Below are 26,980 nucleotides of genomic sequence, written 5' to 3'. Positions count from 1 at the left end.
TTTCGGTCGTTCACATCCTAGGTAGCGCAAAGTAAGCCCGGGCGAGCCACCATTCAACCGCAAATGGGGCGCGCCGTCCCGCGGGCGGTGGAGAAAGGGGCAGGCGGGGGGCTGCACGGCCGGGAATGGCGCCCCGTTCTGCGTGCGGGGAGGAATAACGCCCGGCAAGGCCGGCGCGGCTATGAAAACTTTTCCGCCTCTGCCATCTTCGTTTCAAGGGCCCCCGGGCCGAACGCACTTTCGAGAGGACGAGAACACATGAGATCGATCGCCATCATCGTCGTGATCGTTGCGCTGGCCGGGGCCGGCTACTGGTACGTCACCGAGCAGAACGCCCAGCAGGCCGCGGAGGAGCAGGCAGCGATCGCCGAGGAGGCGGCGCAGCAGGCGGCCACCGAGGCCACCGCCGCGGCCGAGGCCGCCGAGGAGGCCGCTGCCGAGGCCGGCGATATCGCCGGCGCGGCCGAGGAGGGCGTCGTGGAATCGGCGGCCGAGGCCGTCGAGGATGCGGTCGACGAGTTCACCGACACGGTCGAGGACGTGGCCGACGCCGCGGCCGACGTCGTCGAGGATGTCGCGGACGAGGCCGCCGAGCTGGTCGAGGAGGCCCCGCAGGCCGCCGCCGCCGCCGCGGAAGAGACGGCCGAGATGGCCGAGGAGATGGCCGACGAGGCCGAGCAGATGGCGGGCGAGGCCGCGTCGCTCGCCGACGAGGCGGCCGAAGCCGCCGCCGAGGGCGAGGGCGAACTGGCCGCCGAGACCTCCCAGGCCGCGCAGGAGATGGCGCAGGAGGCCGAAGAGGCCGCCGCCGCCGCCGAGGAGAGGGCCGAGGCCGCCGCCGAGCTCTCCGAGGAGGCGCAGAGTGCCACCGAGGAGATGGAGGCCCTCGCTGAAGAGGAGATGGGCGAGGCCCCTGAGGCGCCGACGCTGGAGAGCCTGACGGGCTCCGAGACGGAGGGCGACGCTGCCGCCGCCGAGGGCGAGGCCCCGGCGGAAGGCGAGGCCGATATGGCTGAGGCTGACGCTGCGGCGGAAGGGTCCGAGGACGCGCCGGAGGGCACCGAGGCCCCGGCCGTTGAAGAGACGGCCGACGAGGCGATGGCCGAGGAGACGGGCGACGAGGCCGTGACGGAAGAGACGGCCACTGAAGAGGCCACGACTGAAGAGCCGGTGGCTGACGAAGCGGCGACCGAAGAGACGCCGACCGAAGAGCCGGTGGCTGACGAGGTGACCGGCGACGAGGCTGACGCCGAAGCGCCCGCTGCCGAAGAGCCGACCGAGGGTGCTGACTCCGAGGAGACGGCGTCCGAGGAAGTCGACGCGGACGCGCCGGACGCGGATGCCGGTGCCGAGGAGACGGATACGGGCACCAGCGCCATCGTCGTCGTCGAGACGGAAGCGGACGCGACCGGCGAGACCGCCACCAGCGAAGAGGGCACCGAGCCCGCGGCCGGTGATGAGACGGCCCCGTCGGCGGACAGCGCCGACGCGGAGGCTCCGGCCGAGGGCGAGGAGCCCGCGGATGCCGAGGCGCAGCCCGAGGCCGAGGGCATGACCGACGAGGAGGTCATGACCCCGGACGAGGCCGTGACGCCGCCTGAGGAGGTCGTGAGCCCCGAGGCCGACGAGGCGCCCGAAGAGGACGCCGCGCCTGCCGAGGCGGATGCGCCCGAGTCGGATGCTTCGGAGGCAGTCGAGGCCCCCGAGGCAGACGAGGCCTCCGAGGCGGACGAGGCGCCCGAAGCCGACGCCGCCGAGGCAGAGGAGGCTCAGTCCAGCGCCGGCGCCGACACCACTGTCCTGACTCTGCAGGGCTTCGATCCGGAGGGCGCGCGCCTGATGGTCCTCGAGGCCGACCTCAGCGAGGAGCAGAAGGCCCAGCTGGAGGAGGCGATCTCCGCCGCCGCCGAAGAGCAGAGCCTCGCCCGCCTCGCGCTGGCGCTGCGGGACATCCGTGCGGAGCTCGGGATGGAAGGTGGCGCCGCCGCCTCCACCGGGGCCGACGCCGAGGCGGACACGGCCGAAGAGCCGGCCACCGAGGCGGCCGAGGAGCCGGCCGAGTAGGACAGCAGCCCCGGGCGGTCCCCCGCCCGGGCGCTCCTCTCCCCGGGGCCTGCTGCCCCCGCGCTATTCGACAGTGACGGACTTTGCGAGGTTGCGCGGCTGGTCCACATCCGTGCCCTTCGCCGCCGCCGTGTGATAGGCCAGCAGCTGCGCGGGCAGGGCGTAGAGGATCGGCGCCCAGAGCGCCGCGACATCCGGCATCTCCAGCACCCGCCAGCAGCCCTCAGCCGCCGCCCTGGCGCCCGCGGCGTCGGTGATCAGCAGCACCCGCCCGCCGCGCGCCATCACCTCCTGCATGTTGGAGACGGTCTTGTCGAAGAGCTCGTCATGCGGCGCCATGACGATCACCGGCACCGCCGGGTCGACCAGCGCGATGGGGCCGTGCTTGAGCTCTCCGGAGGCATAGGCCTCGGCGTGGATGTAGCTGATCTCCTTGAGTTTCAGCGCCCCTTCCATCGCCAGCGGATACATCCGGCCGCGCCCGAGGAAGAGGATGTCGCGCGCCTCCGCCAGCTCCCCGGCGATGCGCGCTGCCGCCCCGGCCTTGGCCATCGCGTGATTGAAGAGCCCCGGCATCTGCCGCAGCTCCGCCAGCCGCTCGGCCACCTGCTCTGCGCTCAGCCGGCCCTTCGCCTCCGCCGCCCGGAGAGCGAGGAGGGCGAGGACGATGAGTTGGCAGGAGAAGGCCTTGGTGGAGGCGACGCCGATCTCGCGGCCCGCGAGGATCGGCAGGGCGATGTCGCTCTCCCGCGCGATGGTGCTCTCGGCGACGTTGACGATGGAGAGGATCGTCTCCGCCTTGCCGGAGGCGTAGCGCAGGGCGGCCAGCGTGTCCGCCGTCTCCCCCGACTGGCTGACGAAGATCGCCAGCGTGCCCTTCGGCACCGGCGGCTCGCGGTAGCGGTACTCGGAGGCAACGTCGACCTCGCAGGGGATGCCGGCGAGCTGCTCGATCCAGTAGCGGGCGACATGCGTGGCGTAGGAGGCGGTGCCGCAGGCGACCATCGTCACCCGCTCGATGCCGGAGAAGTCGATCTGCTGCCCGCCGAAGGTGATCTCGCCGCCCGGCGCATGGTGATCCAGCGCCTCGGCCAGCACCTGCGGCTGCTCGGCGATCTCCTTCATCATGAAGTGCTTGTGGCCGGCTTTGGAGACCTCGGCCATCTCGGCATGGATGCGCTTCTCCGGCCGGTTCGCCCGGCGGCCCGCCGCATCGAAGATCTCCGCCCCGCCGCGGCGGATGACGGCCCAGTCGCCCTCCTCGAGATAGGTGATCCGCTCCGTCATCGGGGCCAGGGCGATGGCGTCGGAGCCGACGAACATCTCGCCGTCCCCGTGGCCGATGGCGAGGGGGGAGCCCTTGCGGGCGGCGATCATCAGATCCTCCTCGCCGTCGAAGAGGAAGAGCAGGGCATAGGCGCCGGTCAGGCGGGAGAGCGTGGCGCGCACCGCCTCCTCGGGGCTCATCCCCTCGGCCAGCAGGCTCTCGGCGAACATGGCGACGGTCTCGGTGTCCGTCTCCGTCTGCGGGGTCAGGCCCTTGTGGCTGAGCTCCTCGCGCAGCTCGCGGAAGTTCTCGATGATGCCGTTGTGGACGACGGCGACGCGGCCGGCGCGGTGCGGGTGGGCGTTGCCTTCCGTCGCGGCGCCATGGGTCGCCCAGCGGGTGTGGCCGATGCCGCTGTGGCCGGCGAGCGGGTCATGGACGAGAAGGTCGGAGAGGTTGACCAGCTTGCCCACCGCCCGGCGCCGGCCGAGCTGGCCGGAGGAGACGGTGGCGATGCCGGCGCTGTCATAGCCGCGATATTCCAGCCGCTTGAGGCTTTCGAGGATGAGCGGCGCCACCTCGTGGCTGCCCAGAACGCCGACGATCCCGCACATGGGGGTATCCTTTCGCTTTCAGCGCGTGTCCGCGCGCTAGCCCTTGGCTTTCAGCGCGCGCAGGCGCTCCATCATCTTCCGCCCGAGGCCGGGCTTGGCCACCTGCCGCGCCCGCCCGAGGGCGAGGTCCCCCGCCGCCACGTCGGCTGTGATCACGGAGCCGGAGCCCGTCACCGCCTCGTCGCCCACATTCACCGGCGCCACCAGCATGGTGTTGGAGCCGATGAAGGCCCGGGCGCCGACCACGGTGCGGTGCTTGAAGACGCCGTCGTAATTGCAGGTGATCGTCCCGGCGCCGATGTTCGTCCGCTCGCCGATATCCGCATCGCCGATGTAGGAGAGGTGGTTCACCTTGGCCCCCTCGGCGATCAGCGCGTTCTTCACCTCCACGAAGTTGCCGACATGGACATCCTCGGAGAGCTCGGCCCCGGGCCGCAGCCGCGCATAGGGGCCGACGGTCGCGCCGCGGGAGACATGGGCGCCCTCGAGGTGGGAGAAGGCACGGATGCGGGCGCCGGATTCCACGGTGACACCGGGGCCGAAGACGACGTGCTGCTCGATCAGCGCGTCGCGGCCGATGTGGGTGTCGAGCGCGAAGTGCACCGTGTCCGGGGCGACGAGGGTGACGCCGGTCTCCAGCGCCTCGGCGCGGGCGCGGGCCTGGAAGGCGGCCTCGGCGCGGGCGAGCTCGGCGCGGGTGTTGATGCCCAGCGTCTCCGCCTCGTCGCAGCGCACGACGTGGGTGGTGAGGCCGCGCGAGGCGGCGAGGGCGGGGAGGTCGGTGAGGTAGTATTCCCCGGCGGCATTGTCGTTGCCGACCTCCCGGAGGAGTTGAAGCATCGCCTGAACATCGCCGCGCAATACACCGGAATTCATGAGAGTTCCGGCGCGGGTGGTCTCGTCGGCATCTTTCCACTCGACGATCCGCTCCAGCACGTCGCCGCTCGTGACGAGGCGGCCGTAGCGGGCGGCGGGGTCGCCCTCGAAGCCGAGGACGGCGAAGTCCGCCGGTGCCTCCGCCATCGCCTCCAGCGTCTCCGCCCGGATGAAGGGCGTGTCGCCGTAGAGGACGAAAGCCTGCCCCTCGGCGCCGGCGAGCGCGCCCTCCGCCTGAAGGACGGCGTGGCCGGTGCCGAGCTGCTCGGTCTGGCGCACGCAGGTCGCCTCCGGCGCATGCTCGGCCACCGCGGCCTCGACGGCCGCCGCCTCGTGGCCGGTGACCACGATGACGCGCTCGGGCGCCAGCGCCTCCGCCGCGCGCAGGGCGTGGGCGATGAGGGGGAAGCCGGCGACCTCGTGGAGGACCTTGGCCGTGTCCGAGGCCATGCGGCTGCCCTGGCCGGCGGCCAGGATGATGACGTGGTTGCCCATTTGCTGCTCTCGCGCCGTTTGCCGGCGCCTCCTGCCTCTTTCCGGCGCTTTTACCGCCCCGTGATCCTCGCACAAGACGGGCGGGCTTCACATCCCCTTACCAATCGTTACACGTCGCTCCCATGCGCTCAGTCATCTTCGATCTCGACGGCACGCTCGCCGACACCGCGGCAGACCTCGTCGCCGCCGCAAATCACTGCTTCGTCGGGCTGGGGCTCGGCGAACTGCTCGACCCGGTGGGGGACGCGAAGACGGCGCTGCGCGGCGGCAAGGCCATGCTGCGGCTCGGCTTCTCCCGCGTCGAGGGCTACGGCGACGAGGCGGTGGAGCGGGAATACCCGCTGCTGCTGGAGGCGTATGGCGAAGCCATCGCCGTCCATACGCGGCTCTATCCCGGCACCCTCGAGGCGGCGGAGGCGCTGCGGCGCGAGGGCTACGCGCTCGCCATCTGCACCAACAAGCCCGAGGGGCTGGCCGTGAAGCTGATGACGGCGCTGGGCGAGCTGGAGACCTTCGGCCCCATCATCGGCGCCGACACGCTCGCCGTTCGCAAGCCCGACCCGGCGCCCTTCCATGAGGCGGTGGCCCGCGCCGGCGGCACGGCAGGGCGCGCCTGCCTCGTCGGCGACACCGTGACGGACAGGGAGACGGCCCGCGCCGCCGGGGCGCCCTCGCTGCTGGTCAGCTTCGGGCCGGCGGGGGGCGAGATGGCGGCGCTGGAGCCGGCGGCGCTCGTCCCCTCCTACGCGGAGCTGCCCGGGATCGTGAACGGCCTGCGACTTTGAGCACGCTTGACGGTGCCCCGGCGGAGGGCGAGGCTGGCGCCATGGTTGAGCGGTTCACGGGCAGTTTCACACAGCAGGAGCCCATCCCCGAGGCGGCCATCGAGGCAGCGCTGGCGGTGATGCGGCACGGCCGTCTGCACCGTTACAACACGGCCCCCGGAGAGGCCGGCGAAGTGGCACTCCTCGAGGAGGAATTCGCCGCCTTCACCGGCGCGCATTACTGCCTCGCGCTCGCCTCGGGCGGTGTCGCCATTACCACGGGGCTGCGGGCCGTCGGCGTGCGCCCCGGCGATCCCGTTCTCACCAACGCCTTCACCCTCGCCCCCGTGCCCGGCGCCATCGCGGCCGTCGGCGCGCGGCCGGTCTTCGTGGAGGTCACGGGGGATCTGGTGATCGACCTGGAGGACCTCGCGGAGAAGGGGGCCCAGGCGAAGGTGCTCCTCCTCTCCCACATGCGCGGCCACATGGTCGACATGGACCGGCTGATGGAGGTGGCGGAGGCCGCCGGGCTGACGGTGATCGAGGATTGCGCGCACACGATGGGCGGCAGCTGGGGGGGCGTGCCCTCCGGCCGGCACGGGGCGATGGCCTGCTACTCGACGCAGACCTACAAGCACATGAATTCCGGCGAAGGGGGCCTCCTCACCTCCGACGATGACGAGGCCATGGCCCGCGCCATTTTGCTCTCCGGCTCCTACATGCTCTACGAGCGGCACCGGGCGCGGCCCCCGGCGGAGGCGTTCCGCCGCCTGCGCGCCGAGGTGCCCAACATCTCCGGCCGGATGGATAACCTGCGCGCCGCGATCCTGCGCCCGCAGCTGGCGGCGCTGCCCGCGCAGGTGGCCCGCTGGAACCGGCTCTACGGTGAGATGGAGGCGGGGCTGGCCTCCACCCCCGGCCTGCGCCTGATCCCCCGGGCGGAGGCGGAGGGCTACGTCGGCTCCTCCTTCCAGTTCCAGCTCGACGGCTGGCGGGGGGAGGCCTGTGCCGATCTCGTCGCCCGCTGCGCCGCGCGGGGCGTGGAGCTGAAGTGGTTCGGCGCCGAGGAGGCGGTGGGCTTCACCTCCCGCTATGTCCACTGGGGCTACGCGGCGCCGCCCCAGTTGCCGAAGACGGACGCGGCGCTCTCCGGCCTCGTCGACCTGCGCCTGCCGCTGACTTTCAGCCGCGAGGATGTCGCCACCATCGCCCGGATCATCCGCGCCGAGGTGGGGGCGCTCTACCAGCAGGGCGCCGCCTGAGGCGCACCCGCGGCATTTGAGGCAAGCGCCCCAATCGTGACATGCGGCCGGCCCGATGCGGCGCGGCTGGCGGCGCAGGGTGCCGCTCATGTCGCCCCGCAGCTCCTCCGTCATCCCCTTTACCGGCCGCCGACGCCGCCGGCGCGGCTACAAGGTGACCCTCTTGGCGCGCCTGAAGGTGGCCGGGCTCGCGGGCCTGTCCGTCCTCCTCCTCTACGCGCTGGTTCCGCCGGACGGGGCGGGCGCGGCCATCCGCCTGCCGCAGATCGGCCAGACCGGCACGGCGGCCGGCTGCCGGATCACCCGCATCGTCGACGGCGACACCATCGCCCTCACCTGCGCGGGCCGGGAGGAGCGGGCGCGGCTCGTCGGCTTCGACACGCCGGAGCTCTTCTCCCCGAAGTGCGAAAGCGAGCGGGCGCGGGCGGAGGAGGCCAAGGTGGCGCTGGCGCGGCTCCTCGGGCAGGGGCAGGTGAGCTGGCGGACGGAGGGGCGGGATCGCTACGACCGGCTGCTGATCGACATGGCGGTGGACGGCACCCCCGTCTCGCGCACCATGATCTCGGCCGGGCTGGCGCGCGCCTATGACGGCGGGCGCCGCGCCGGCTGGTGCGCCTGAGCTAGCGGCCCGCCTTCACCTCCCGCAGCACCCAGACGCGCAGCGCGCTGGCGAGGCCGACCTCGCCGCGGGTCTCGTCGATCTCGGCGGCGAGGGTGCTGATGCCGGCACCCCGCGCGGTGGCGAGGCGGCGGAACTCGGCCCAGAACTCGTCCTCCAGCGAGACGGAGGTGCGGTGGCCCCGCAGCGTCAGCGAGCGTTTGACGGGGCGGGCGCTCACGAGCCCTCCGAGGGCTCTCGGTCCCCCGTCCGCCGGTCCCCCGTCAGCCGGTGCCCCTCCAGCCGCTCCGCCTCCTTCGCGGCGCGGGCCTCCTCGGCGCGGCGTTCGGCCTTGGGGCGGCCGAACTTGAGGGCGTTGGCATCGGCGCGGGCGCGCTTCTCCGCCTTCGCCCGCGCCTTGCGCACCTTGCCGAGGTTGACCGGCTCGCTCACTTCGGGCCGATCATCTCTTCGGGGCGCACGACCTTCTCGAAGGTCTCCTCGTCGACGAAGCCGAGGTTGACGGCCTCTTCCTTGAGCGTCGTGCCGTTCTTGTGCGCCGTCTTGGCGACGGTCGTGGCGTTGTCGTAGCCGATGGTGGGCGCCAGCGCCGTCACCAGCATCAGGCTCTCGCGCATGAGCTTCTCGATGCGGTCGGTGTTGGCCCTGATGCCGACGACGCAATTGTCGGTGAAGGCCGAGGCGGCGTCGCCCAGAAGCTGCATGGATTGCAGCACGTTATAGGCCATCATCGGCTTGTAGACGTTGAGCTCGAAATGCCCCTGCGTGCCGGCGAAGCCGACGGCGGCGTCGTTGCCGAGGACATGGGCGCAGACCTGGGTGAGCGCCTCGCACTGCGTCGGGTTCACCTTGCCGGGCATGATGGAGGAGCCGGGCTCGTTCTCCGGCAGCATCAGTTCGCCGAGGCCGCAGCGCGGGCCGGAGCCGAGCAGGCGGATGTCGTTGGCGATCTTGAAGAGCGAGGTGGCGACGACCTTCAGCTGGCCCGACATCTCGACCATGGCGTCATGGGCGGCCAGCGCCTCGAACTTGTTGGGCGCGGTGACGAAGGGCAGGCCGGTGATCTTCGACATGTTGGCGGCGACCGTCTCGCCCCAGCCCTTCGGCGTGTTGAGCCCGGTGCCGACGGCGGTGCCGCCCTGCGCCAGCTCGTAGATGCGGGGCAGGGCGCTCTCCACCCGCTCGATCCCCATGCGGACCTGGTGCGCGTAGCCGGAGAATTCCTGCGCCAGCGTCAGGGGCGTGGCATCCATCGTGTGGGTGCGGCCGATCTTGATGATGCCGTCGAATTCCTTGACCTTCGCCTCCAGCGCATCCAGCAGCTTGCGCAGGCCCGGGATGGTCACGTCCCGCGCCGTCATGGCGACGGCGATGTGCATGGCGGTGGGGAAGGTGTCGTTGGAGCTCTGCCCCATGTTGACGTGATCGTTCGGGTGCACCGGGTCCTTGGAGCCCATGACCCCGCCCAGCATCTCGATGGCGCGGTTGGAGATGACCTCGTTGGCGTTCATGTTGCTCTGCGTGCCGGAGCCCGTCTGCCAGACGACCAGCGGGAAGTGATCGTCGAGCTTGCCCGCCACGACCTCGGCGGCGGCGGCGATCATCGCCTCGGCCATCTCGCCCTCGATCTTGCCGCGGTCGCGGTTTGCCTCGGCGCAGGCCTGCTTGATGACGCCGAGCGCGCGGACGATGGCGACGGGCTGCCGCTCCCAGCCGATGGGGAAGTTCTGCAGGCTGCGCTGCGTCTGTGCGCCCCAGTAGCGGTCGGCCTGCACCTCGAGCGGGCCGAAGCTGTCGGTTTCGCGGCGCGTGGCGTCCTTGCGGGTGTCGGTCATCTCTCTCTCCCTCGCATGCTTGCGCGGATGTCTATCCCCCCGGAATGATCAAGACAATCGGCAGGGATGGCGGCGGGAGGCCGCGGGCCGCGCCGGGCGCGGGGCGGGATTTCCCGACTATGGCGGCTGCCGCCGGGGCAGGCATGATGGCGGCGGAGCGGACCGGGGGGAGATGGCATGGAGCTTCTGCGCACACGCGACCGGATGATGGCGCCCGACGCCGCCTACATGGCGATGGATGCCCGCGAGGCGCTGCACAAGGAGAGGGCGACGGCCCTGATCATCGGCGCCATCGCGCTCTTCCTCGCCTTCGGGGTGGCGCTGATCGACGGGCTCAACGACTACACCTGCCGGCGCATCTCCATCAGCCATTACTACTACGAGCCCCTGGCCGGCGGCTTCTTCGTCGCCGCGCTGGCCTTCACCGGGGCCTTCCTGCTGCGCTACCGGGGCGAGACGCGGCTCGACGGGGCGCTGGCAAGCGTGGCGGGGGTGGCGGCGATCCTCGTGGCGCTCTTCCCGACAACCAACATCGGCTGCCTCGCCAGCAGCGAGATCGACTTCCGCCCCGCCATGGTGCTGACGCTGGAGGCGGGGGAGCTGGTGCCGGCGGAGTTCGACGGCGGGACCTACCTCGGCTACGTCGATCTGGCGGACATGCTGGCGAGCAACACCTCCGCCGTCATCCACAGTATCGCCGCGATCGTGCTCTTCGCCATCCTGCTCTACTTCTCCGCCTGGTCCTTCACGCGGGTCCGCACTGTCGACCGGAAGGACGGCGCCCCCGGCGCACCGGTGGGGACGGCGAAGAAGGTGCGCAACGGCATCTACGTCCTGTGCAGCCTCGGCATCCTCGCGGGCTTCGCGCTGGTGGGCGGGCAGGACTGGCTGCGCGAGGCGGGCTGGTTCGAGAGGCCGATGTATCTCGGCGAGGCCGCGGCGCTGGCGAGCTTCGGTGTGGCCTGGCTGGTCAAGAGCCGCCTGCTCCTGCCCGGCCTCGGGCCCTAGGCGCTCCGCTGCAACCGGGCCGATTTCTGCGCGGAAATCGGCCCGGACATCGCGCGATTTCCGTGGGCCCCGGGGGCGGACGTCGCGAACGGGGTGCGGCGCTCAGCCCTTGCGGAAGCTGTCGAGGCTGACGATCTCGGCGTCCTTCTGCGGGCGCTCGTCCTCGTCCTCGTCGTTCTCGTGGGCGATGTCGGCCCGCGCCTCTTCCTCCTCGTCGTCCTCTTCCTGCGTCTCGAAGCGCAGGCCGAACTCCACTGAGGGGTCAACGAAGGTGCGGATGGCATCGAAGGGAATGTAGAGCGGCTCGGGCTTGTCGCCGAAGTTGAGCGTGACGCCGAAGCCGTCCTCACCCACCTCCAGATCGTCGAACCAGTGCTGCAGCACGACGGTCATCTCCTCGGGGTAGCGCTGCATCAGCCAGTCGGCGATGGCGACACCGGGGTGGCGCGTGTCGAAGGTGATGAAGAAATGGTGCGCGCCCGGCAGCCCCTCGTCCGAGACGCGGGTCAGCACCTCGAGGATCAGGCCGCGCATGGCCTTGTGCATCAGCTTGCCGTAGTCGATCGATTGGGACACGGGGGGTGCGCTCATTCTTGCTTCGGGAATACCTCTGAAAGCATAGGGGATTCGCGCGCGGAGGAAAGGGCGGATGCGTCAGGCTCCCGTGAGCGCCGCCAGCCCCAGCCCGCCGAGGGCCGAGAGCGCCAGCACCAGTGGCAGCGCCAGCCCCGCCCGCAGCGCCAGCCCGGCGGCGATGGCGAGCACCAGGGGGCCGGGTTGCAGCGTGCCCGGGACGGGCAGGAGCGGCGAGAGCGGGCCGAGGGCGGGAGAGACCGTCCCTCCGAAGAGCACCTGCAGGGCGAACCAGAGCGACAGGTTGGCGATGACGCCGACGACGGCGGCGGAGATCGCCGCCAGCGCCGCCGAGAGGCGCGGGGCGTGGGTCAGCGCCTCGATGTGCGGCGCGAAGGCGAAGATCCACAGGAAGCAGGGCACGAAGGTCACCCAGAGCACCATGCCCCCGGCGAGGAGGCCGATCCCCTCCGCCTGGCCCGCGAGGATGCCGACGAATTCGGTGACGAGGATCAGCGGCCCCGGCGTCGTCTCCGCCAGCCCCAGCGCGTCGAGCATCTGCGCCGCCGTGAGCCAGCCCTGCTGGCGCACCACCTCGTCCGTCATCCAGGCGAGGACGGCATAGGCGCCGCCGAAGGTGACGAGCGCCAGCTTGGAGAAGAAGAGCCCCAGCGCGAGGAGGAGGTCGGCGCCGGTCCCCCAGGCGGCGATGAGCGGCGCCGCCCAGAGCGCGAGGAGCGCCGCGCAGAGCGCCCAGGGCGTCGCGGCGGATTGGCGCGGGGCGGCGGGGCCGGCGGGCGTGGTGAGGAAGCCGAATGCGCCGGCGGCGAGGATGACGAGCGGGAAGGGCAGGTGCGCCGCGTAGAGCGCGAGGAAGGCGAGGAGGGCGATGGCCCGATGCGGCCATGTCTTCAGCGCCTTGGACCCCAGGCGCAGGATGGCGAGGACGACGATGGCAATGACCGCCGCCTGGATGCCGGTGAAGGCCGCGCGCACCGCCGGCAGGTCGCCATGCGCGGCATAGGCGAGGGCGAGGGCGGCGATGACGGCGGCGCCGGGGAGCACGAAGAGGCTGCCGGCGACGAGGCCGCCGAGCGTGCCCCGCAGCCGCCATCCGGCATAGGTCGCCAGCTGCATCGCCTCCGGCCCCGGCAGGAGCATGCAGAAGGAGAGGGCCCGCAGGAACTCCGCCTCCGTCAGCCACGGCCGCCGCTCCACCAGCTCCCGCTGCATCAGCGCGATCTGCGCCGCCGGCCCGCCGAAGGAGAGGCAGCCGATGCGCAGGAAGACAAGCGTGAGGGCGCGAAGGGTCATGGGCGGCATGAGACAGGGAGGCGGCGGCGAGGCAAGGGCGGAGGCGGGGTGTCATGAAAGCTTCATGGGACTGAGGCGGGCAAGGCGTCCCCGTAGGGTGGGTTTCCAACCCACCTTGTCCCCCGGCCCGGAGCTCTTCCCCCGCCCGGTCCGCGCCGAAGGCGCAGGGCGAGCGCCGGCCCGTCCCGCGGGCTGGCGCTCCGGTGAGGCTTGGCGCGGAGTTCGGAGCGGGGGAGGGCCTTGGCAGGCATAAATCGCGCAGCGGGAATGTCGGAGCGCCACCCCACGGGCCGGCGCGCGCCCTGCGCCTGCAGGTGGTGCGCGAGTGGTGGGCCGGGCGGTGGGTTGAAAACCCACCCTACGAGCGTTGGCCATCGCGTGCGGAATCTCGCGCCGGATGGAGCTACCCGAACACCCGCGAGATCTCGCGCAGGATCTTGCGGCGGATGGCCTCGGGGTAATCGCGGTGGCCGCGCGCCGTGATGACGAAGCCGTCGCCGGTGACGAGGCGGCGGGCGAAGAAGGAGGTGATCGGCTGGCCGCGGCCGAGGCTCTCTATGGCGAGGCCGTTGATCGTCACCCCCGCCTGCTCGGCCGCCGTCCGTGCAGCCGGCACGCTGCCGCCGGCATTGGGCGTGCCGTCGCCGGATACGTCGATGATCCGGCGCCGGCAATCGGGCACCTCGCCGAAGAGCGCGAGGCCCGCCATCACCGCCTCCGCCGGCGCGGTGTCGGAGAGGGTGAAGGCGCGGGGCAGGGCGCGCGCCTCGGCCGAGAGCGCCAGCGCATCCGCCGCCACCCCGATCCGCCGCCAGGGGATGGAGACCTCCTGTCGCCCCACGCCCGACCATTGCAGCACGGCGATGGCCACCTGCCCGTCGACCGCCGCCTGCAGGATCTCCGGATCGGCCAGCGCGTCGGCCATGCCGTCGACCTGCAACCGGTACTCGGCCGCGTCGACGGAGTTCGAGACGTCTATGGCGAGGACGAGCGCCGTGTCGCAGGCCAGCGCCGGCCGGACGAGAAGGCTCGCGAGGAGGCAGGCGAGAGGGGCGGGGCGCCGGATCATGCCCCAGCCTCGCGCCGACGGCGCCGCCGGGCAAGCTCGGCGTTTCATCCGGCGCAGATACCTCGGGTCCGGGGCAGCGCCCCGCGCAGGCTCTCGCCGGCGCTCAGGCCGCCTTGTCGAGCCCGAAGGCGTCATGGAGCGCCTGCACGGCCAGCTCCATGTACTTGCGGTCGATGAGGACGGAGATCTTGATCTCCGACGTGGTGATGACCTTGATGTTGATCCCCTCGTCGGCCAGCACCTTGAACATCTTGGCGGCGACGCCCGTGTGGCTGCGCATGCCGATGCCGACGGCGGAGACCTTGGCGACGCCGTTGTCGCAATCGAGATCGTGGAAGTTGATCGAGCCGACCTCGCGCGCCGCGTTCAGCGCCGTCTGCGCCCGCAGCACCTGATCGGTGGGGCATGAGAAGGTCATGTCCGTCCGGCCATCCTCGGAGATGTTCTGCACGATCATGTCGACGTTCACGCCGGCCTCGGCCAGTGGGCCGAAGATGGCGGCGGCGATGCCGGGGCGGTCGGCGACGGAGATGAGCGTCATCTTCGCCTCGTCGCGGGAATGGGCGATGCCCGAGATCACGTTGCTTTCCACGATATCCTCCTCGTCGCAGACGAGCGTGCCGGCGTCGTCGCTGGGTTCCTCGAAGCTGGAGAGAACCCGCAGCTTCACCTTGTAGCGCATCGCAAGCTCGACGGAGCGGGTCTGCAGCACCTTGGCGCCGAGCGAGGCCAACTCCAGCATCTCCTCGAAGGCGATCCGGTCAAGCTTGCGCGCCTTGTCGCAGATGCGCGGGTCGGTCGTGTAGACGCCGTCGACATCGGTGAAGATGTCGCAGCGCTCGGCGTCGAAGGCGGCGGCGAAGGCGACGGCGGTGGTGTCGGAGCCGCCGCGGCCCAGCGTGGTGATCCGCCCCTCCGGGCTGACGCCCTGGAAGCCGGCTACGACGGCGACCTTCATGCCCTCGGCGAACTTCTTGAGGATATTCTCCGGCGGGATTGCCTCGATCCGCGCCGAGCCATGCGCGGAGGTCGTCTGCACCGGCACCTGCCATCCCTGCCAGGAGCGGGCGGGCACCTCCATCTCCTGCAGGCGGAGCGCCATGAGCCCGGCGGTGACATTCTCCCCCGAGGAGACGACGGCGTCGTATTCGCGCGCGTCGTAGAGGGGGGAGGTCTCGTTCACCCAGCCGACAAGCTCGTTGGTCTTGCCGGCCATGGCGGAGACGATGACGATGACGTCGTAGCCCTTCGCCACCTCCAGCGCCACGCGCTTGGCGGCCCGCTGGATGCGGTCGATCGTGGCGACGGAGGTGCCGCCGAATTTCATCACCAGAATGGGCATGTAGGGTCCCCGGGAACGTCCGGTGCGGCTCTTAATGCGCGGTGACGCAGGGTGCAATGGCCGTGGGGGCCGCGGGGGCAGCCTCCCCGCCAGTCCTCCCGGCAGCGGTCTTTGGACGCGAATGCCGGAATAGAGGATTTTCAAATTGCCGGTTCGGTCCTAGCCTTCCCGGACTGATTCAAGGAACTGGGGAATGAAATGCAAAAGCATATAATTGTTGTTTTGTCTGTTGGCCTTTTCGGCACTCTGAGCGCTTGTTCCTCGGGCTCGTCCGGAGCTTCTGAGCCGCGGTTCGAAACGTACGACGAGTGGAGCGCATTCAATGACGATCTCGGCGACCGCGTTGGCGAAAGTGACTCTGTTTTCATTGAGGACCTGCCGACATCCGGCACGGCAGACTACGAGGGGTATTTCTTCATCCGCCACTACGAGACGGATGGGAATCGCTACGTCGGCGGCGACGTTGGACTCGATGTCGATTTCGCCGATCAGTCGCTGACCGGGGAGGCCGGCAACTTCATCGATGACGAGGATCGCCAGATCGCGGGAACCGTTATGATAGCCGGGCAGGGCTTCATCTCGGATCCGTATTTCCTAGATACCCATGTCGTGACTGATCTGAACGGCACGCTGGCAAGCCCATTGGGCCATGAACTCGCAATCGATGAGGCCGTGGAGGCCTATTTTACCGAAGATGACGAAGGCTCCATCCTCTCCTCTATCTCGGAGATGACCGGGACGTCGCTATATACCGGCGAGACGGTCGAGATGGATCTGGTCTTCGTAACCGGGGAGCAGTGATCCCTCCGGCATCCCTGATCGCCTTGCCCTAGTTGCTCTTCGCCTTCGGGCGGAAGGGCAGGGGGGCGACGGGGATGCCGTCTTCGAGGAGGCTGCGCGCGTCCTCAAGCTTCGCCTCGCCGTAGATGGGGCGCCGGGGCTTGATGCCGTCATGCATGGCGCGGGCCTCGGCGGCGAAGGAGAGGCCGACGTAGTCGCTCTGCGTCTCTACCTTGCGGCGGAGCTCGGCGAGGGCCGCTTCCATCTCGCTGCGGGGGGTGCCGAGGCGCGGGGGTGCGTCCGCCGCGCTCTCTCTCGGGGCCTCGGTCCCGACGGCGGGGGCCATCAGGCGCTTCGACACGTCCGGGCTGCCGCAGATGGCGCAGGAGAGGTGGCCGGCGGCGGCGAGGCTGTCATAGGCGTCGGCGCTGGCGAACCAGCTGTCGAACGTATGGCCGTCGGCGCAGGAGAGGGCGTAGCGGATCATGGGCGGGCTTGTCTTCGCACGGACATGTCGTGGAAGCGTTAAGATAGGCGCTTTCGCGGCAGCAGCAATCCCGCCCGTGAGGCCCCGATGACGCAGGCCCATCGCGCGGGCCCTTAATGGATGGCGTGGCTGGCCGGCGGGCGGTCCATCTGCTCGAGCCGCTCCAGCTGGGCGCAGGAGAGGGCGAGCGCCCGGCCGAGGTCGCCCGCGTGGTGGATGAGCGCCGGCGCCATGTCACCGCGCACCATGAGCATCGCCAGCATCAGCGCCTCCTCCTCCTCGCCGGTGGCGGCGAGGGCGACGAGCTGCGCGAAGCAGGCCTCGTCGCCGCCGAGGCAGGAGCAGGTCGTGCCGTGGCGCATCAGCCGCCGGCGGCCGTGATCGAGCAGCAGGCGCATGGCGCCGGTCAGCGCCTCCAGCCCCGGCCCGGCGAGGCCGATCTCCTCCCGCGCGCCCTCGCACCACAGGCGCAGGGCGAGGACGGCGCCGGATTCCAGAGCGCCGAGCTCGGCAAGCTGGCCGACGGGCGCGGCGCCGCGGGGCGTGGGGGCGGGATGGGGCATGGGCGGGCTCCTCTGGGCGGGCTCGGCTATTCCTGAGTAATTAGGTCAGGCATGTCAAGCGGGCGGCGTCGGCGGCCTCTCGCCGCCGGAGGCGGAAGCAGAGCGCCGCCGATCCGCCGGTGCGGAAGTCGCGGACTTGCCGCCCCGCCGGCCTTCGGGCTAAGGAGGCGCAACAAAAGGCGCCCGGCGCCATGGGAGTGGGCATTGAGCAATCCGGACAGCTTCATCGACGAGGTGAGCGAGGCGCTGCGTCGCGACCAGATGACCCGCGCCCTCCGCCGCTGGTGGTGGGTCGGGGCGCTTGTCGTGGTCGTGATCGTCGGCGGCGCCGCGATCTACGAATGGCGTGCTAGCCGTGACCGCGCCGAGGCGGAGGCGCTCGGCGCCGCGATGCTGACGGCGATGGACGAGCCGGATCCGGCCGCCCGCGTCTCGGCGCTGGAAGGGCTCACCCCCTCCGGGCCGGCCGCGGCGGTGGTGGAGATGCTGGCGGCGGCGGAAGAGCTGGCCGCCGATGCCCCGGACGAGGCCGCCGCGCGGCTGGAGGCAATTGCCGCCTCCCCCGACATGCCCGCCCCCTACGGCGACCTGGCCGCCTTCAAGGCGGCGATGCTGCGCGTCGGCGAATTGCCGGAGCATGAGCTGCGCCAGCGCTTCGAGGGGCTGGCGACGCCGGGCTCGCCCTTCCGCCTGCTGGCGGAGGAGCAGATCGCCCTCTCCGAGCTGCGCGACGACCAGCGCGACGATGCCGTCGCCCGCCTGAGCCGCATCGGCGAGGATGCCGAGGCGACCTCGGCGCAGCAGAACCGCATCGACGCGCTTCTGGTGGCGCTCGGCGCCGGCAGCGCCCCCGAAGCCGAGACGGCGGGGGAGGCCCTGTCCGAGGAGCTCGCCGCCGACGCCCCGGCCGGTGAGCTGATCGTCGAGGACGAGGCCGCCCCGGCCGTGGACGACTCCGACATCGTGGAGCTGCCGCCGGTGGAAGAACCGGTGACCGAGGCCACGCTCGAGGAGGCGCCCGCCGCCGATGCGGACGTGCCGCTCGCCGAGGATGCGGCGCCGGACGCGACCGTTGTCGAGGAAGCTCCGGTTGAGGACGCCCCGGCCGAGGACGTGACCGTGACGGAGACGCCGGTTGAGGATGCGCCCGTGACGGAGGAGCCCGTGACCGAAGCGCCCGCAACGGACGTGCCCGCCGAGGCGTCCGCCGTCGAGGTGGCGCCCGTTGAAGACGAGGCGGACGCCGAAACTGACACCGACGTCATCGTCATCACCCCCGAGAGCGAGCCCGAGCTGCTGACCGAGCCCGACGGCGGGGCCGACGGCGCGGATGTGGCCGTGGACGAGGCGGACTGACCTCATGTCGCGCCTGACTGCCACTGCCGCCCTGCTCCTCGCCCTCGCCGCCTGCGACGCGCCGGACACGATCCTGCCCGGAGAGCGGAGCGACATCCGCCCGCAGCCGGTGGAGATGAGCCGCGCCGCGCCGATCGCGCTGCCGCCGGTGCAGCAGAACTCCGAGTGGACGCATCGGGGCGGCTCCGCCACTCATGACCTGACGCATCCGGCGCTGCCCGGTGTGCTGTCGCTGGCCTTCCGCACCGACATCGGCGAGGGCAATACGCGCCGGCGCCGGATCACCGCCGATCCGGTGGTCTCCGGCGGGCGGGTCTTCGCCATGGATGTCTCCAGCCATGTCACCGCGGTGGCGCCCTCCGGCGCGGCGCTCTGGCAGCGGGACCTGACGCCGGTCGGCGAGAACAGCTCCGACGCCTCGGGCGGCGGGCTCGCCGCCGATGGCGGGCAGCTCTTCGCCGCGACCGGCTTCGGCCAGCTCGTCGCCATGGATGCCGCGACCGGCACCGTGCAATGGCGGCAGGACCTCGGCGTGCCCGGCGGCTCGGCGCCGCTGGTCTCGGGCGATCTCGTCTATGTCTCCGCCCGCGGCTCCCTCGCCATGGCGCTCGACCGGGTGTCGGGGCGCATCGTCTGGCAGCGGACGGGCACGCAATCGGCCGCCAACTTCGCCGGCGGCGCCGGGCCGGCCATCTCAGGCGACGTGCTGGTGATGCCCTTCCCCTCCGGCGAGGTGATGGGGCTCTTCCCGCAGGGCGGGCTCAACCGCTGGTCGAGCGTCGTCGGCGGCGGCCGCGCCGGGGAGGCGCTGGCGGTGGCGACGGTGGATATCGGCGCCGACCCGGTGATCGTGGGCGATGTCGTCTATGTCGGCAACGTAACCGGCCGGCTCGCGGCGCTGGGGCTGCAGACGGGCGAGCGGCTCTGGACGGCGACGGAAGGGGCGACGAGCCCGGTGGAAGTCGCCGGCGGCTCGGTCTTCCTCGTCAATGATCTGGGAGAGCTGGTGCGGCTCGATGCCTCCGACGGCTCCGTCATCTGGCGCGTTGGGCTGCCGCAGTTCACCTCCGACGGCAAGAACCGCAACCGCCGCTTCGTGCATTACGGTCCGGTGCTGGCGGGAGGGCGGCTGATCGTCGCCTCCTCCGGCGGGGTGCTGCGCCAGTTCGACCCGGTGTCGGGCGCGCTCCTCGGCGAGGTGGCGCTGCCGGGCGGCGCGGCGAGCCACCCCGCGGTGGCGGGCGGGACGCTTTATGTCGTCAACGCCGACGGGGAGCTTCTGGCTTTCCGCTGACGGCTGCTATATCGGGGCCTCTTCATCCGCTAGAGTGGCCCCATGACCTTCTCCCTCGCCATCGTCGGCCGCCCCAACGTGGGCAAGTCGACGCTGTTCAACCGCCTCGTCGGCCGCCGGCTCGCGCTGGTCGACGATCAACCCGGTGTTACGCGCGATCTGCGCGAAGGCGAGGCGCGGCTCGGCCACCTGCGCTTCACGGTGATCGACACTGCCGGGCTGGAAGAGGCGACGGATGAGAGCCTGCCGGGCCGGATGCGCCGGCTGACCGAGCGGGCGGTGGAGCAGGCCGATATCTGCCTCTTCCTCATCGATGCCCGCGCCGGCGTGCTGCCGGCCGACGAGATCTTCGCCGACATCCTGCGCCGCAAGGGCGGCCACGTCATCCTCGGCGCCAACAAGGCCGAGGGGCGCGCCGCCGAGGGCGGCCTGCTGGAGGCCTATGCCCTCGGCCTCGGCGAGCCCGTGGCGCTCTCGGCCGAGCACGGGCAGGGCATGGACGAGCTGCGCTCGGTGCTGGAGCCCTTGGCCGAGCGCTTCGCCGAGCGGGCCGAAGCCGAGGCAGCCGAAGCCGACGTGGAGATCGGCGACGTCGATATCGCCGAGGGCGAGGAGGAGGCCGAGGAGGCCGCCTGGGCACCGTCGGAGGCGCGGCCGCTGAAGGTCGCCGTCGTCGGCCGCCCGAACGCCGGCAAGTCGACGCTGATCAACGCCATCCTCGGCGAGGACCGCCTGCTGACCGGGCCGGAGGCGGGAATCACCCGCGATTCCATCGCGCTCAACCTCGGCTGGGGCGGCGTGCCGGTGCGGCTCTTCGATACTGCGGGCATGCGCAAGAAAGCCAAGATCGACGACAAGCTGGAGAAGATGAGCGTCTCCGACGGCCTGCGCGCGGTGAAGTTCGCCGAGGTGATCGTGGTGCTGCTGGATGCGCAGATCCCCTTCGAGCAGCAGGACCTGCGGCTCGCAGATCTCGCCGAGCGCGAGGGGCGGGCCGTCGTCGTCGGCCTCAACAAGTGGGATCTGGAGGACGACAAGCAGGCGCGGCTGAAGGAACTGAAGCTCGATTTCGAACGCCTGCTGCCGAAGCTTCGGGGCGCGCCGCTGATCACGCTTTCCGCCAAGACGGGGCGAGGGCTGGAGCGGCTGCGCGAGGCGGTGCTGACGGCGCATGCGACGTGGAATCGCCGCATCTCCACCGCGCGGCTGAACCGCTGGCTGGAGGGCATGCTCTCCGCCCACCCGCCGCCGGCACCGGGCGGGCGGCGGATCAAGCTGCGCTACATGACGCAGGTGAAGACGCGGCCGCCGGGCTTCGTCATCATGTGCTCGCACCCCGACGCGCTGCCGGAGAGCTACGAGCGCTACCTCGTCAACGGGCTCCGCGAGGACTTCGACATGCCGGGCACGCCGATCCGCCTGCACCTGCGCGGGCAGGGCGACCGCAACCCCTACAAGGGGCGCAAGAAGCCGAACACCACCTCGCTGACCAAGCACCTCAAGGGGCGGCCGAAGGGCTAGCCCCGGACGGGGCGGCCTCGCCTGCGGCGTGCGCCCGCCCGCCCGGGAGATCCCCGGTGGGCGCTGTGGCGGGCGCTTGGGAATGGTGGCTGGTGGAGGAGGGGGGCTGTCTGCCCCCCGCTGGCTGCGCCAGCCCCCCCGAGGAATATTTCGAGAAAAGCGAGACGCCGAGGCGGGCCTCGGTGGCCCCGGTTGTGGTGGGCGGAGAGGGCGGACGGGTCTGTGCTGTTGCCTTCAGCGGACTGCAGGGCGCGCGGGCGATTGCGGTTGGCGCGTGGGGGCCGTTATGTGGCGGCATGGATCGTGCCTTTGCCGCTGCCCTTCTCGATGCCCTGCCGATGCCCGCCCTGCTGATCGGGCCGGCGGAACGGGTGCTGGCCGCCAATGGCGCCGCCGGCAGGCTCTTTGGCTGGGACGGGGCGGGGCGGCATTACATCACCGCCCTGCGCCAGCCGGTGCTGCTCGATGCCGTCGAGCAGGTCTTCCGCGACGGCGAGGCCCGGCAGAGCCGCTACCTCGCCCAGCACGGCAGCCGCGACGCCACCTGGCGGGTGCAGGTCGCCGCCGTGGAGACGCAGGAGGGGCGGGGGGTGCTGCTCTCCTTCGAGGACATCACCGCCGTCGAGGAGGCCGGGCAGATCCGGCGCGATTTCGTCGCCAATGTCAGCCACGAGCTGCGCACGCCGCTGACCGCGCTGCTCGGTTTCGTCGAGACGCTGCGCGGCCCGGCGAAGGATGACCCGGCGGCGCGGGAGCGCTTCCTCTCCATCATGGCAAGGGAGGCGGGGCGGATGGCGCAGCTGGTGGCCGACCTGCTCTCGCTCTCCCGCGTCGAGGAGGAGGAGCGGGTGCGGCCGATGCAGCCGGTGGACCTCAAAGCGCTGGCCGAATCGGTGGCCGCCGCCTTCGAGCCGCAGGCGTCCGCCGCCGGCGTGCCGCTGCGCCTGTCGCTGGCCGAGGGCGCGCCGAGTGTGCCCGGCGATGCCGACCAGCTGAGGCAGGTGCTCAACAACCTCGTCGAGAACGCGCTGAAATACGGCGGCGCCCGCGGCGTGGTGGAGATCGGCCTCACCGGCCCCGCGCCCGAGCCGAGCCTGCGCAGCGAGGGGCTGCGCCTCTTCGTGAGGGACGAGGGAGAGGGTATCGCCGCCCATCACATCCCGCGGCTGACGGAGCGCTTCTACCGCGTCGATTCCCACCGCTCGCGCGAGGTGGGGGGGACGGGGCTGGGCCTTGCCATCGTCAAGCACATCGTCAACCGCCACCGCGGCCGGCTGAGGGTGCAGAGCGAGGAGGGCGTGGGGACGACCTTCACGCTCATCCTGCCGGTGGGCTGAAGGGGCGCGGAGGGCGGCGCCGGCGCTACTGGTCGACGTCGAAATCGACGCAGACGATGGTGCCCTGCTCCAGGCGCCGCACGTCGAGCGTCGCGCCCAGCGTCTTCGTCAGCGAGACGATGATCGTGCCGCCGACGCCCGACCGGCCGTCATGGCCCGTCGTGTCGAGCTCGCCGCTCTCGTGCTCCGCCCGGTCACGCTGCTTCTCGAGTGAGGGCGCCTCCCACGGCCAGTTGCTGTCCTCCGGCAGGCCGACACCGTCATCCTCCACCGACAGGCGCACGCCACCGCCGCTGACCTTCTCGAAGCGCACGCGCACGCAGCCGCTCTCGCGCCCCTCGAAGGCATGTTCCAGCGCGTTGGTCATCAGCTCCGACAGGAGCAGGCCGAGCCGGGCCGCCTTGTCGACGGACAGCTCCACCTCGTCACAGTCGATGTTGACGCGGATGGCGGTGCGCCCCTCCAGCCCGGCAATGGCCGAGGCGATCCGGCTGAGATAGGCGCCGGTGCACAGCGTCTCCCCCACCCGGGCGCTGCTGCTGACGGCGAAGAGCTCCTCGTAGAGCAGCGCCAGCGCCTCGACCCGGCGCCCCACGGCGCGCAGCGAATCGGGGGTGACCTGCCGCGAGGCCTGCATGCGGATCATGCTGACGACCATCGCCAGGTGGTTCTTCACCCGGTGCTGCAACTCGCGCAGCAGGTCGACCTGGGAGGTGACCGGCTCTTCCTCCTGAATCTCCCGCTGGACGCCGAAGAAGGCGGAGATGGCCCCGGATTCGTCCCGCACCGGCGCAATGACGAGCTGGTTGCGGAAGGTGGTGCCGTCGGCCCGGTGGTTGGTGAGGATGACCTGGAATTCCTCCCCCGAGCTGATCCCGACGCGCAGCGCCTCCAATGCCTCCGGCTCCGTCTTCTCGCCCTGCAGGAAGCGGCAGTTGCGGCCGATGGCGAAGTCGCGGCTGTAGAGGGTCAACTGCTGGAAGGCCTCGTTGACGAAGGTGATCGGGTTGTCCTCGACACGAGGGTCGGTGATCACGATGGAAACGGGTGCCTGCCGGACGGCTTCGGAGACTGAATTCAAGGGGTCACTCACCTGTGGCGCTCCCGACCTGGCCCACCAACAGGGACCCATGAAAAGACATGCCCGAGTATGCGATGGGGGGGTGAAAACGCAACCCTGAGGCGCAAGGTGGAGAGGCCCCCGGGCGTGGCCCCCGCAGTGACGCCGCGTTGCACGGGCGACCCGACGTCGGGCATCCGCGCCAGTTTGCGCTGGCGCAGCGGGGAGCCACATGCGCTAGGCTTGCCGGGGGCGGAGCGGCGGGCCGCGGCGCCCGGGATCGCAGTGCAGTGAGAGGTGAGGATGTACGAACTCAGCGGGTATCACGTGGCGCTGGCGGTGATCGGCGCCATCGTCATCATCGCCTTCTGGCTGCCGCGCTTCCTCTCAAACCGGGAGCCAACGGCGCCGCCGCTGATGATCCTCCTCGGGGCGGGCGCCGCGCTGTTCCTCCCCGGGCTGCCGTCGGTGCCGGACCCGCGGGTGATGCCGATGCCGTGGACGCTGCTCAGCGAGATGGCGGTGATCATCGCGCTCTTCGGCGCCGGCATGCGGCTCGACCGGCTGCGCCCGTGGCGCCGGTGGCGGATGACCGCGCGGCTCCTCGCCATCACCATGCCGCTGACCATCTTCGCCGTCGCCCTGCTCGGCGTGTGGATCGCCGGGATGACGGTGGCGGGCGCCGTCCTCCTCGGCGCCGTGCTGGCGCCGACCGACCCGGTGCTGGCCGCCGATGTGCAGGTCGAGCCACCGCAGGAAGGCACCGAGCACCCGGTGCGCTTCGCCCTGACGACGGAGGCGGCGCTGAACGACGGGCTCGCCTTCCCCTTCGTCTACCTCGGCCTGATCCTCGCGGCGGAAGGGCTCAACCCCTCCGCCTGGGCGATGGAGTGGCTGATGCGCGACGTGCTCTACCGCATCGCCGTGGGCGCCGCCGCCGGCTGGCTGGGCGGGCGGGCGCTGGGCTACGTGCTCTTCGTCATCCCCCGCAAGGCGGTGCTGGCGCAGACGGCCTCCGGCGTCGTCGCCTTCGCCGGCGTGCTGCTCTGCTACGGCTCGACGGAGCTGGTGGAGGGCTACGGCTTCATCGCCGTGGCCGTCATGGGGCTGACGCTGCGGAGGGTGGAGAAGGATCACGCCTTCCACCGCCGGCTGCACGACTTCAGCGAATCGATCGAGCACGCGCTGACCGCGGTGCTGCTGGTCGGGCTGGGACTGATGCTGCCGTCGCTCTTGGAGGATCTGGTGTGGACGCATGTCGTCATCGCCGTGCTCCTCCTCCTCGTCATCCGCCCGCTGGCGGGCTGGATCAGCTTCGCGGGCAGCGGCGTGCCGCGCGCGGACCGGGCGGTGATGTCCGTCTACGGGGTGCGGGGCATCGGCTCGATCTACTACCTCTGCTACGCGGGCGGGCACATGGAGTTCATCGACGAGGGGAGCCTCTGGGCGCTCGTGGCGCTGGCCATCCTGTTCTCGACGCTGCTGCACGGGTTCAGCGTGGGCTGGGCGATGGAGCGGTTGAGCGGGTCAGGGGAGGGGAAGAGGGGGTGAGGAGAAGCCGCCCAGGCATCGGGTTCCCCTCAGGGTGCCCAAAGGAGCAAGCGCCAGAAGCCATAATAAGATGACAGCGTTTAAATTGTCGGCCGAAACCGAGCGATAACTTTTGACAAGGCGACAATCGATGGCGATCGTGTGGAGGTTCAACAAAGATACCCCTGACTGAGTGGGCACTGGAAATGAAAGCAGCTGATCTCCGACACGGAAAATTTTCGGACGAGTTGGAAAAGCATTACTCCAATCGCGCGCCGGACTTCTCTAAGAGGTTCCTCAAATGGTTCTTGGAGAATATCTTTAGGCTAGACGAATTCGCGGCAGATGACGCTTGTGTGGACGCAAAGCACGACAAAGGCGTCGATGCAGTGTACGTAGATGATGTCTCTGAGGTCGTGTATATTGTCCAATCCAAAACAAAAACCACTGACAAAGCGACGCTTGGGGATACAGAGCTGAAGGATTTCTACGGAACTTTGGTTCAATTTGGCAGCCAAGAGAAGATTGAAAAGCTCGCCGGCGAGACCAAGAACGAGCGCCTCAAGCAGGCAATATTGAGAAACGAGATTTCAGAGAAAGTAGCGGCTGGGTACGATGTTCAGGGCGTTTTTATCACTAATGTTCCAGCGAACAAAGATGCGGATCAGTATATTGAAAAGGCCGAGATTATCGATCTGTATGACTCCGAAGAGATTGCGGCCAATTATGTGGACCTTAACGTCGACGGCGGCATCAGTGATAGTTTTGTGTTTGACGTCTCTGACAGCGACGTAATTGAATATGACGCGGGAGGGGCTTCTGCCCGAATCTTCCTCGCTCCGGCATTGAATCTTACAAAAATGGAGGGGATATCAGATGGAGCTCTCTTCGAGCAGAATGTTCGCCTTTCCCTCGGAAATACCAAGGTAAACAAAAGTATCAAGTCTAGCATTCGTGAAAAAGCGGAGCATGTGAACTTTCCACTTTACCATAATGGAATCAATGTTCTATGCCGCGAAATAATCAACGAAGATGATCAAGCCATCTCCGTTCAGGACTATGTAGTGGTTAATGGTGCGCAGAGCCTTACATCGCTGCTTTCGGAAAGGGCGAAAATAACCGACGATCTGAAGATTCTAGTGAAGCTTATCGAGGTCAAGGGTGACATTACCCTCTCACAGAAAATCACGAGAAACAGCAATAACCAGAATGCGATAAAAGCTAGGGACATGAAGTCGAACCACAACTTGCAGCAGCGCCTCAAAGCGGAGGTCGATACGGTGAGTGGTGGAAAAATTGCTTACGAAATAAAGCAGGGCGAGAATAACAGAGGCAAGGAGGTAATCTCAAACGAGGCCGCGGGCTTAGTGCTGCTAGCGGCTGACCTTGAGCAACCTTGGAGCTGCCATCAGAAATACAAGATCATGGATGACTTGCATTCAGAGATCTTCGGGCGACCTAGCGTGACAGGTGCAAGAGTTATTGCACTCTGGAAGTGTTTTCAAACAATGTCAGAGCCGCTAGAGGAGCTGGAGAATAAGTCATTTGCGAACTATGCTCTTACTCGGTACTTTTTGTTCTTTGCAGTCATAGAGATTGTGAAGGATAGCAAAGATGGCGCGTCAATTCTAGCGTCCCTAGATGAAATCGCAAAAGATGGTAGGCTCGATGAACTGGCGAGAGGCTTTTCGAGCTTGGCGGTAAACGCGGCGATCGACCTAAACGCGGAGATCGCGCCGGAGGAGGATGAGTACTTTGACTACAAAAATGACTTGAAGAGTCAGAAGTGGTGTCGGGCAATGTCCGCGAAGCTGCTTGCACAACACAAGAAGGACGTCCGCCGAGACAAAGCCGATTCTGTGGCTGATGCCTTCTCTGATTTGCTTGCGTAGGGATCGCTTGAGATCGGTGCCCCTGTGTCTCCCAACTCCGCCACCCCCCCCCCCCCCC

Annotated in this window: 24 protein-coding genes; 12 read left to right on the top strand and 12 right to left on the bottom strand. The window is 69.7% G+C overall.

The features are described from left to right. The first annotated feature begins 258 nt into the window (after nucleotides 1–258). Complete coding sequence (locus tag GY170_RS11875; RefSeq protein WP_163893925.1) at nucleotides 259–2,064, top strand: hypothetical protein; 1,806 nt, start codon at nucleotides 259–261, stop codon at nucleotides 2,062–2,064. A 63-nt stretch (nucleotides 2,065–2,127) separates the two neighbouring features. Here GY170_RS11875 and glmS read toward each other — a convergent pair whose 3' ends face one another. Continuing rightward, the gene (glmS, locus tag GY170_RS11870; RefSeq protein ID WP_163893923.1) at nucleotides 2,128–3,945 is read right to left on the bottom strand and encodes a glutamine--fructose-6-phosphate transaminase (isomerizing); all 1,818 of its coding nucleotides are present in this window, start codon (nucleotides 3,943–3,945) and stop codon (nucleotides 2,128–2,130) included. 36 nt (nucleotides 3,946–3,981) lie between these two features. Further along, on the bottom strand, nucleotides 3,982–5,316 hold the full coding sequence (glmU, locus tag GY170_RS11865) for a bifunctional UDP-N-acetylglucosamine diphosphorylase/glucosamine-1-phosphate N-acetyltransferase GlmU (protein WP_163893921.1): 1,335 nt from the start codon (nucleotides 5,314–5,316) through the stop codon (nucleotides 3,982–3,984). Nucleotides 5,317–5,438: 122 nt separating this feature from the next. Here glmU and GY170_RS11860 point away from each other — a divergent pair, with 122 nt between their 5' ends. The 3 genes from GY170_RS11860 to GY170_RS11850 all read left to right on the top strand — a co-directional run bounded on the left by GY170_RS11860 (nucleotide 5,439) and on the right by GY170_RS11850 (nucleotide 7,961). Then, nucleotides 5,439–6,101, top strand: a complete 663-nt coding sequence (locus GY170_RS11860; protein ID WP_163893919.1) for an HAD-IA family hydrolase — start codon at nucleotides 5,439–5,441, stop codon at nucleotides 6,099–6,101. Nucleotides 6,102–6,142: 41 nt separating this feature from the next. Continuing rightward, nucleotides 6,143–7,342 (top strand): DegT/DnrJ/EryC1/StrS family aminotransferase, encoded by a 1,200-nt coding sequence (locus tag GY170_RS11855; RefSeq protein ID WP_163893917.1) that lies wholly within the window; start codon nucleotides 6,143–6,145, stop codon nucleotides 7,340–7,342. Nucleotides 7,343–7,430: 88 nt separating this feature from the next. Beyond that, entirely contained in the window at nucleotides 7,431–7,961 is a 531-nt protein-coding gene (locus tag GY170_RS11850) for a thermonuclease family protein (protein WP_163893915.1), read from the top strand. Nucleotide 7,962: 1 nt separating this feature from the next. On the opposite strand, the gene GY170_RS11845 is transcribed toward GY170_RS11850, so the two are convergent. Genes GY170_RS11845 through fumC form a run of 3 tightly spaced genes read right to left on the bottom strand, consistent with a single transcriptional unit; the run spans nucleotide 7,963 to nucleotide 9,796 of the window. Continuing rightward, the gene (locus GY170_RS11845; RefSeq protein WP_163893913.1) at nucleotides 7,963–8,181 is read right to left on the bottom strand and encodes a ribbon-helix-helix domain-containing protein; all 219 of its coding nucleotides are present in this window, start codon (nucleotides 8,179–8,181) and stop codon (nucleotides 7,963–7,965) included. Beyond that, nucleotides 8,178–8,393: a DUF4169 family protein gene (locus GY170_RS11840; protein ID WP_163893911.1), complete on the bottom strand. Its 216-nt coding sequence runs from the start codon at nucleotides 8,391–8,393 to the stop codon at nucleotides 8,178–8,180. The genes GY170_RS11845 and GY170_RS11840 overlap by 4 nt, the downstream gene beginning before the upstream one ends. Further along, a complete protein-coding gene (gene fumC / locus GY170_RS11835; RefSeq protein WP_163893909.1) occupies nucleotides 8,390–9,796 on the bottom strand; it encodes a class II fumarate hydratase in 1,407 nt (468 codons plus the stop codon). Before fumC ends, GY170_RS11840 begins: the two co-directional genes overlap by 4 nt. A 177-nt stretch (nucleotides 9,797–9,973) precedes the next feature. On the opposite strand from fumC, the gene GY170_RS11830 reads away from it, so the two are divergent. After that, on the top strand, nucleotides 9,974–10,804 hold the full coding sequence (locus GY170_RS11830) for a hypothetical protein (RefSeq protein ID WP_163893907.1): 831 nt from the start codon (nucleotides 9,974–9,976) through the stop codon (nucleotides 10,802–10,804). 102 nt (nucleotides 10,805–10,906) lie between these two features. Here the strand turns inward: GY170_RS11830 and GY170_RS11825 are convergent, their stop codons facing one another. The 4 genes from GY170_RS11825 to GY170_RS11810 form a co-directional block, all read right to left on the bottom strand. Further along, nucleotides 10,907–11,380, bottom strand: a complete 474-nt coding sequence (locus GY170_RS11825; RefSeq protein WP_163893904.1) for an SspB family protein — start codon at nucleotides 11,378–11,380, stop codon at nucleotides 10,907–10,909. A 78-nt stretch (nucleotides 11,381–11,458) separates the two neighbouring features. Beyond that, nucleotides 11,459–12,691 carry a chromate efflux transporter gene (gene chrA, locus GY170_RS11820; RefSeq protein ID WP_163893902.1) on the bottom strand — a complete coding sequence of 411 codons (1,233 nt, stop codon included), beginning with the start codon at nucleotides 12,689–12,691 and terminating at the stop codon, nucleotides 11,459–11,461. A gap of 403 nt (nucleotides 12,692–13,094) precedes the next feature. Next, nucleotides 13,095–13,760, bottom strand: a complete 666-nt coding sequence (locus GY170_RS11815) for a DUF1194 domain-containing protein (protein ID WP_163893900.1) — start codon at nucleotides 13,758–13,760, stop codon at nucleotides 13,095–13,097. Between the two features lie 103 nt (nucleotides 13,761–13,863). Further along, on the bottom strand, nucleotides 13,864–15,102 hold the full coding sequence (locus tag GY170_RS11810; protein ID WP_163893898.1) for an aspartate kinase: 1,239 nt from the start codon (nucleotides 15,100–15,102) through the stop codon (nucleotides 13,864–13,866). A 198-nt stretch (nucleotides 15,103–15,300) separates the two neighbouring features. On the opposite strand from GY170_RS11810, the gene GY170_RS11805 reads away from it, so the two are divergent. Next, nucleotides 15,301–15,903 (top strand): transferrin-binding protein-like solute binding protein, encoded by a 603-nt coding sequence (locus tag GY170_RS11805; protein WP_163893896.1) that lies wholly within the window; start codon nucleotides 15,301–15,303, stop codon nucleotides 15,901–15,903. A 28-nt stretch (nucleotides 15,904–15,931) separates the two neighbouring features. On the opposite strand, the gene GY170_RS11800 is transcribed toward GY170_RS11805, so the two are convergent. Next, on the bottom strand, nucleotides 15,932–16,369 hold the full coding sequence (locus GY170_RS11800; protein WP_163893894.1) for a DUF1178 family protein: 438 nt from the start codon (nucleotides 16,367–16,369) through the stop codon (nucleotides 15,932–15,934). Nucleotides 16,370–16,482: 113 nt separating this feature from the next. After that, nucleotides 16,483–16,932 carry a hypothetical protein gene (locus GY170_RS11795; RefSeq protein WP_163893892.1) on the bottom strand — a complete coding sequence of 150 codons (450 nt, stop codon included), beginning with the start codon at nucleotides 16,930–16,932 and terminating at the stop codon, nucleotides 16,483–16,485. 204 nt (nucleotides 16,933–17,136) lie between these two features. Here GY170_RS11795 and GY170_RS18370 point away from each other — a divergent pair, with 204 nt between their 5' ends. From GY170_RS18370 to GY170_RS11775, 4 genes are all read left to right on the top strand, one after another. After that, a complete protein-coding gene (locus GY170_RS18370) occupies nucleotides 17,137–18,288 on the top strand; it encodes a hypothetical protein (protein ID WP_203531311.1) in 1,152 nt (383 codons plus the stop codon). 4 nt (nucleotides 18,289–18,292) lie between these two features. Next, nucleotides 18,293–19,582 (top strand): outer membrane protein assembly factor BamB family protein, encoded by a 1,290-nt coding sequence (locus GY170_RS11785; RefSeq protein ID WP_163893890.1) that lies wholly within the window; start codon nucleotides 18,293–18,295, stop codon nucleotides 19,580–19,582. A gap of 42 nt (nucleotides 19,583–19,624) precedes the next feature. Beyond that, nucleotides 19,625–21,103 (top strand): ribosome biogenesis GTPase Der, encoded by a 1,479-nt coding sequence (gene der, locus GY170_RS11780; RefSeq protein ID WP_163893888.1) that lies wholly within the window; start codon nucleotides 19,625–19,627, stop codon nucleotides 21,101–21,103. Nucleotides 21,104–21,399: 296 nt separating this feature from the next. After that, nucleotides 21,400–22,440 (top strand): sensor histidine kinase, encoded by a 1,041-nt coding sequence (locus GY170_RS11775; protein ID WP_163893885.1) that lies wholly within the window; start codon nucleotides 21,400–21,402, stop codon nucleotides 22,438–22,440. Between the two features lie 25 nt (nucleotides 22,441–22,465). Here the strand turns inward: GY170_RS11775 and GY170_RS11770 are convergent, their stop codons facing one another. Next, nucleotides 22,466–23,533, bottom strand: a complete 1,068-nt coding sequence (locus GY170_RS11770) for a PAS domain-containing protein (RefSeq protein WP_163893883.1) — start codon at nucleotides 23,531–23,533, stop codon at nucleotides 22,466–22,468. A 270-nt stretch (nucleotides 23,534–23,803) separates the two neighbouring features. On the opposite strand from GY170_RS11770, the gene GY170_RS11765 reads away from it, so the two are divergent. Then, nucleotides 23,804–25,051, top strand: a complete 1,248-nt coding sequence (locus GY170_RS11765; RefSeq protein ID WP_163893882.1) for a cation:proton antiporter — start codon at nucleotides 23,804–23,806, stop codon at nucleotides 25,049–25,051. A 185-nt stretch (nucleotides 25,052–25,236) separates the two neighbouring features. Beyond that, complete coding sequence (locus GY170_RS11760; protein WP_163893880.1) at nucleotides 25,237–26,922, top strand: AIPR family protein; 1,686 nt, start codon at nucleotides 25,237–25,239, stop codon at nucleotides 26,920–26,922. Nucleotides 26,923–26,980: the final 58 nt, after the last annotated feature.

It is taken from the genome of Pseudoroseicyclus tamaricis, from assembly GCF_012070395.1.
GTDB classification, from domain to species: domain Bacteria; phylum Pseudomonadota; class Alphaproteobacteria; order Rhodobacterales; family Rhodobacteraceae; genus Pseudoroseicyclus_A; species Pseudoroseicyclus_A tamaricis.
This window is presented reverse-complemented; position numbering and strand designations above follow the sequence as displayed.

Excerpts from the sequence above, each read along its gene's own strand:
- glmU (WP_163893921.1), bottom strand. The coding sequence starts at position 5,316 with ATGGGCAACCACGTCATCATCCTGGCCGCCGGCCAGGGCAGCCGCATG.
- GY170_RS11810 (WP_163893898.1), bottom strand. The coding sequence starts at position 15,102 with ATGCCCATTCTGGTGATGAAATTCGGCGGCACCTCCGTCGCCACGATC.
- GY170_RS11850 (WP_163893915.1), top strand. The coding sequence starts at position 7,431 with ATGTCGCCCCGCAGCTCCTCCGTCATCCCCTTTACCGGCCGCCGACGC.
- GY170_RS11860 (WP_163893919.1), top strand. The coding sequence starts at position 5,439 with ATGCGCTCAGTCATCTTCGATCTCGACGGCACGCTCGCCGACACCGCG.
- GY170_RS11795 (WP_163893892.1), bottom strand. The coding sequence starts at position 16,932 with ATGCCCCATCCCGCCCCCACGCCCCGCGGCGCCGCGCCCGTCGGCCAG.
- GY170_RS11765 (WP_163893882.1), top strand. The coding sequence starts at position 23,804 with ATGTACGAACTCAGCGGGTATCACGTGGCGCTGGCGGTGATCGGCGCC.
- glmS (WP_163893923.1), bottom strand. The coding sequence starts at position 3,945 with ATGTGCGGGATCGTCGGCGTTCTGGGCAGCCACGAGGTGGCGCCGCTC.
- fumC (WP_163893909.1), bottom strand. The coding sequence starts at position 9,796 with ATGACCGACACCCGCAAGGACGCCACGCGCCGCGAAACCGACAGCTTC.
- GY170_RS11855 (WP_163893917.1), top strand. The coding sequence starts at position 6,143 with ATGGTTGAGCGGTTCACGGGCAGTTTCACACAGCAGGAGCCCATCCCC.
- GY170_RS11800 (WP_163893894.1), bottom strand. The coding sequence starts at position 16,369 with ATGATCCGCTACGCCCTCTCCTGCGCCGACGGCCATACGTTCGACAGC.
- GY170_RS11830 (WP_163893907.1), top strand. The coding sequence starts at position 9,974 with ATGGAGCTTCTGCGCACACGCGACCGGATGATGGCGCCCGACGCCGCC.
- GY170_RS11875 (WP_163893925.1), top strand. The coding sequence starts at position 259 with ATGAGATCGATCGCCATCATCGTCGTGATCGTTGCGCTGGCCGGGGCC.
- GY170_RS11775 (WP_163893885.1), top strand. The coding sequence starts at position 21,400 with ATGGATCGTGCCTTTGCCGCTGCCCTTCTCGATGCCCTGCCGATGCCC.
- chrA (WP_163893902.1), bottom strand. The coding sequence starts at position 12,691 with ATGACCCTTCGCGCCCTCACGCTTGTCTTCCTGCGCATCGGCTGCCTC.
- GY170_RS11760 (WP_163893880.1), top strand. The coding sequence starts at position 25,237 with ATGAAAGCAGCTGATCTCCGACACGGAAAATTTTCGGACGAGTTGGAA.
- GY170_RS11815 (WP_163893900.1), bottom strand. The coding sequence starts at position 13,760 with ATGATCCGGCGCCCCGCCCCTCTCGCCTGCCTCCTCGCGAGCCTTCTC.
- GY170_RS11805 (WP_163893896.1), top strand. The coding sequence starts at position 15,301 with ATGCAAAAGCATATAATTGTTGTTTTGTCTGTTGGCCTTTTCGGCACT.
- der (WP_163893888.1), top strand. The coding sequence starts at position 19,625 with ATGACCTTCTCCCTCGCCATCGTCGGCCGCCCCAACGTGGGCAAGTCG.
- GY170_RS11785 (WP_163893890.1), top strand. The coding sequence starts at position 18,293 with ATGTCGCGCCTGACTGCCACTGCCGCCCTGCTCCTCGCCCTCGCCGCC.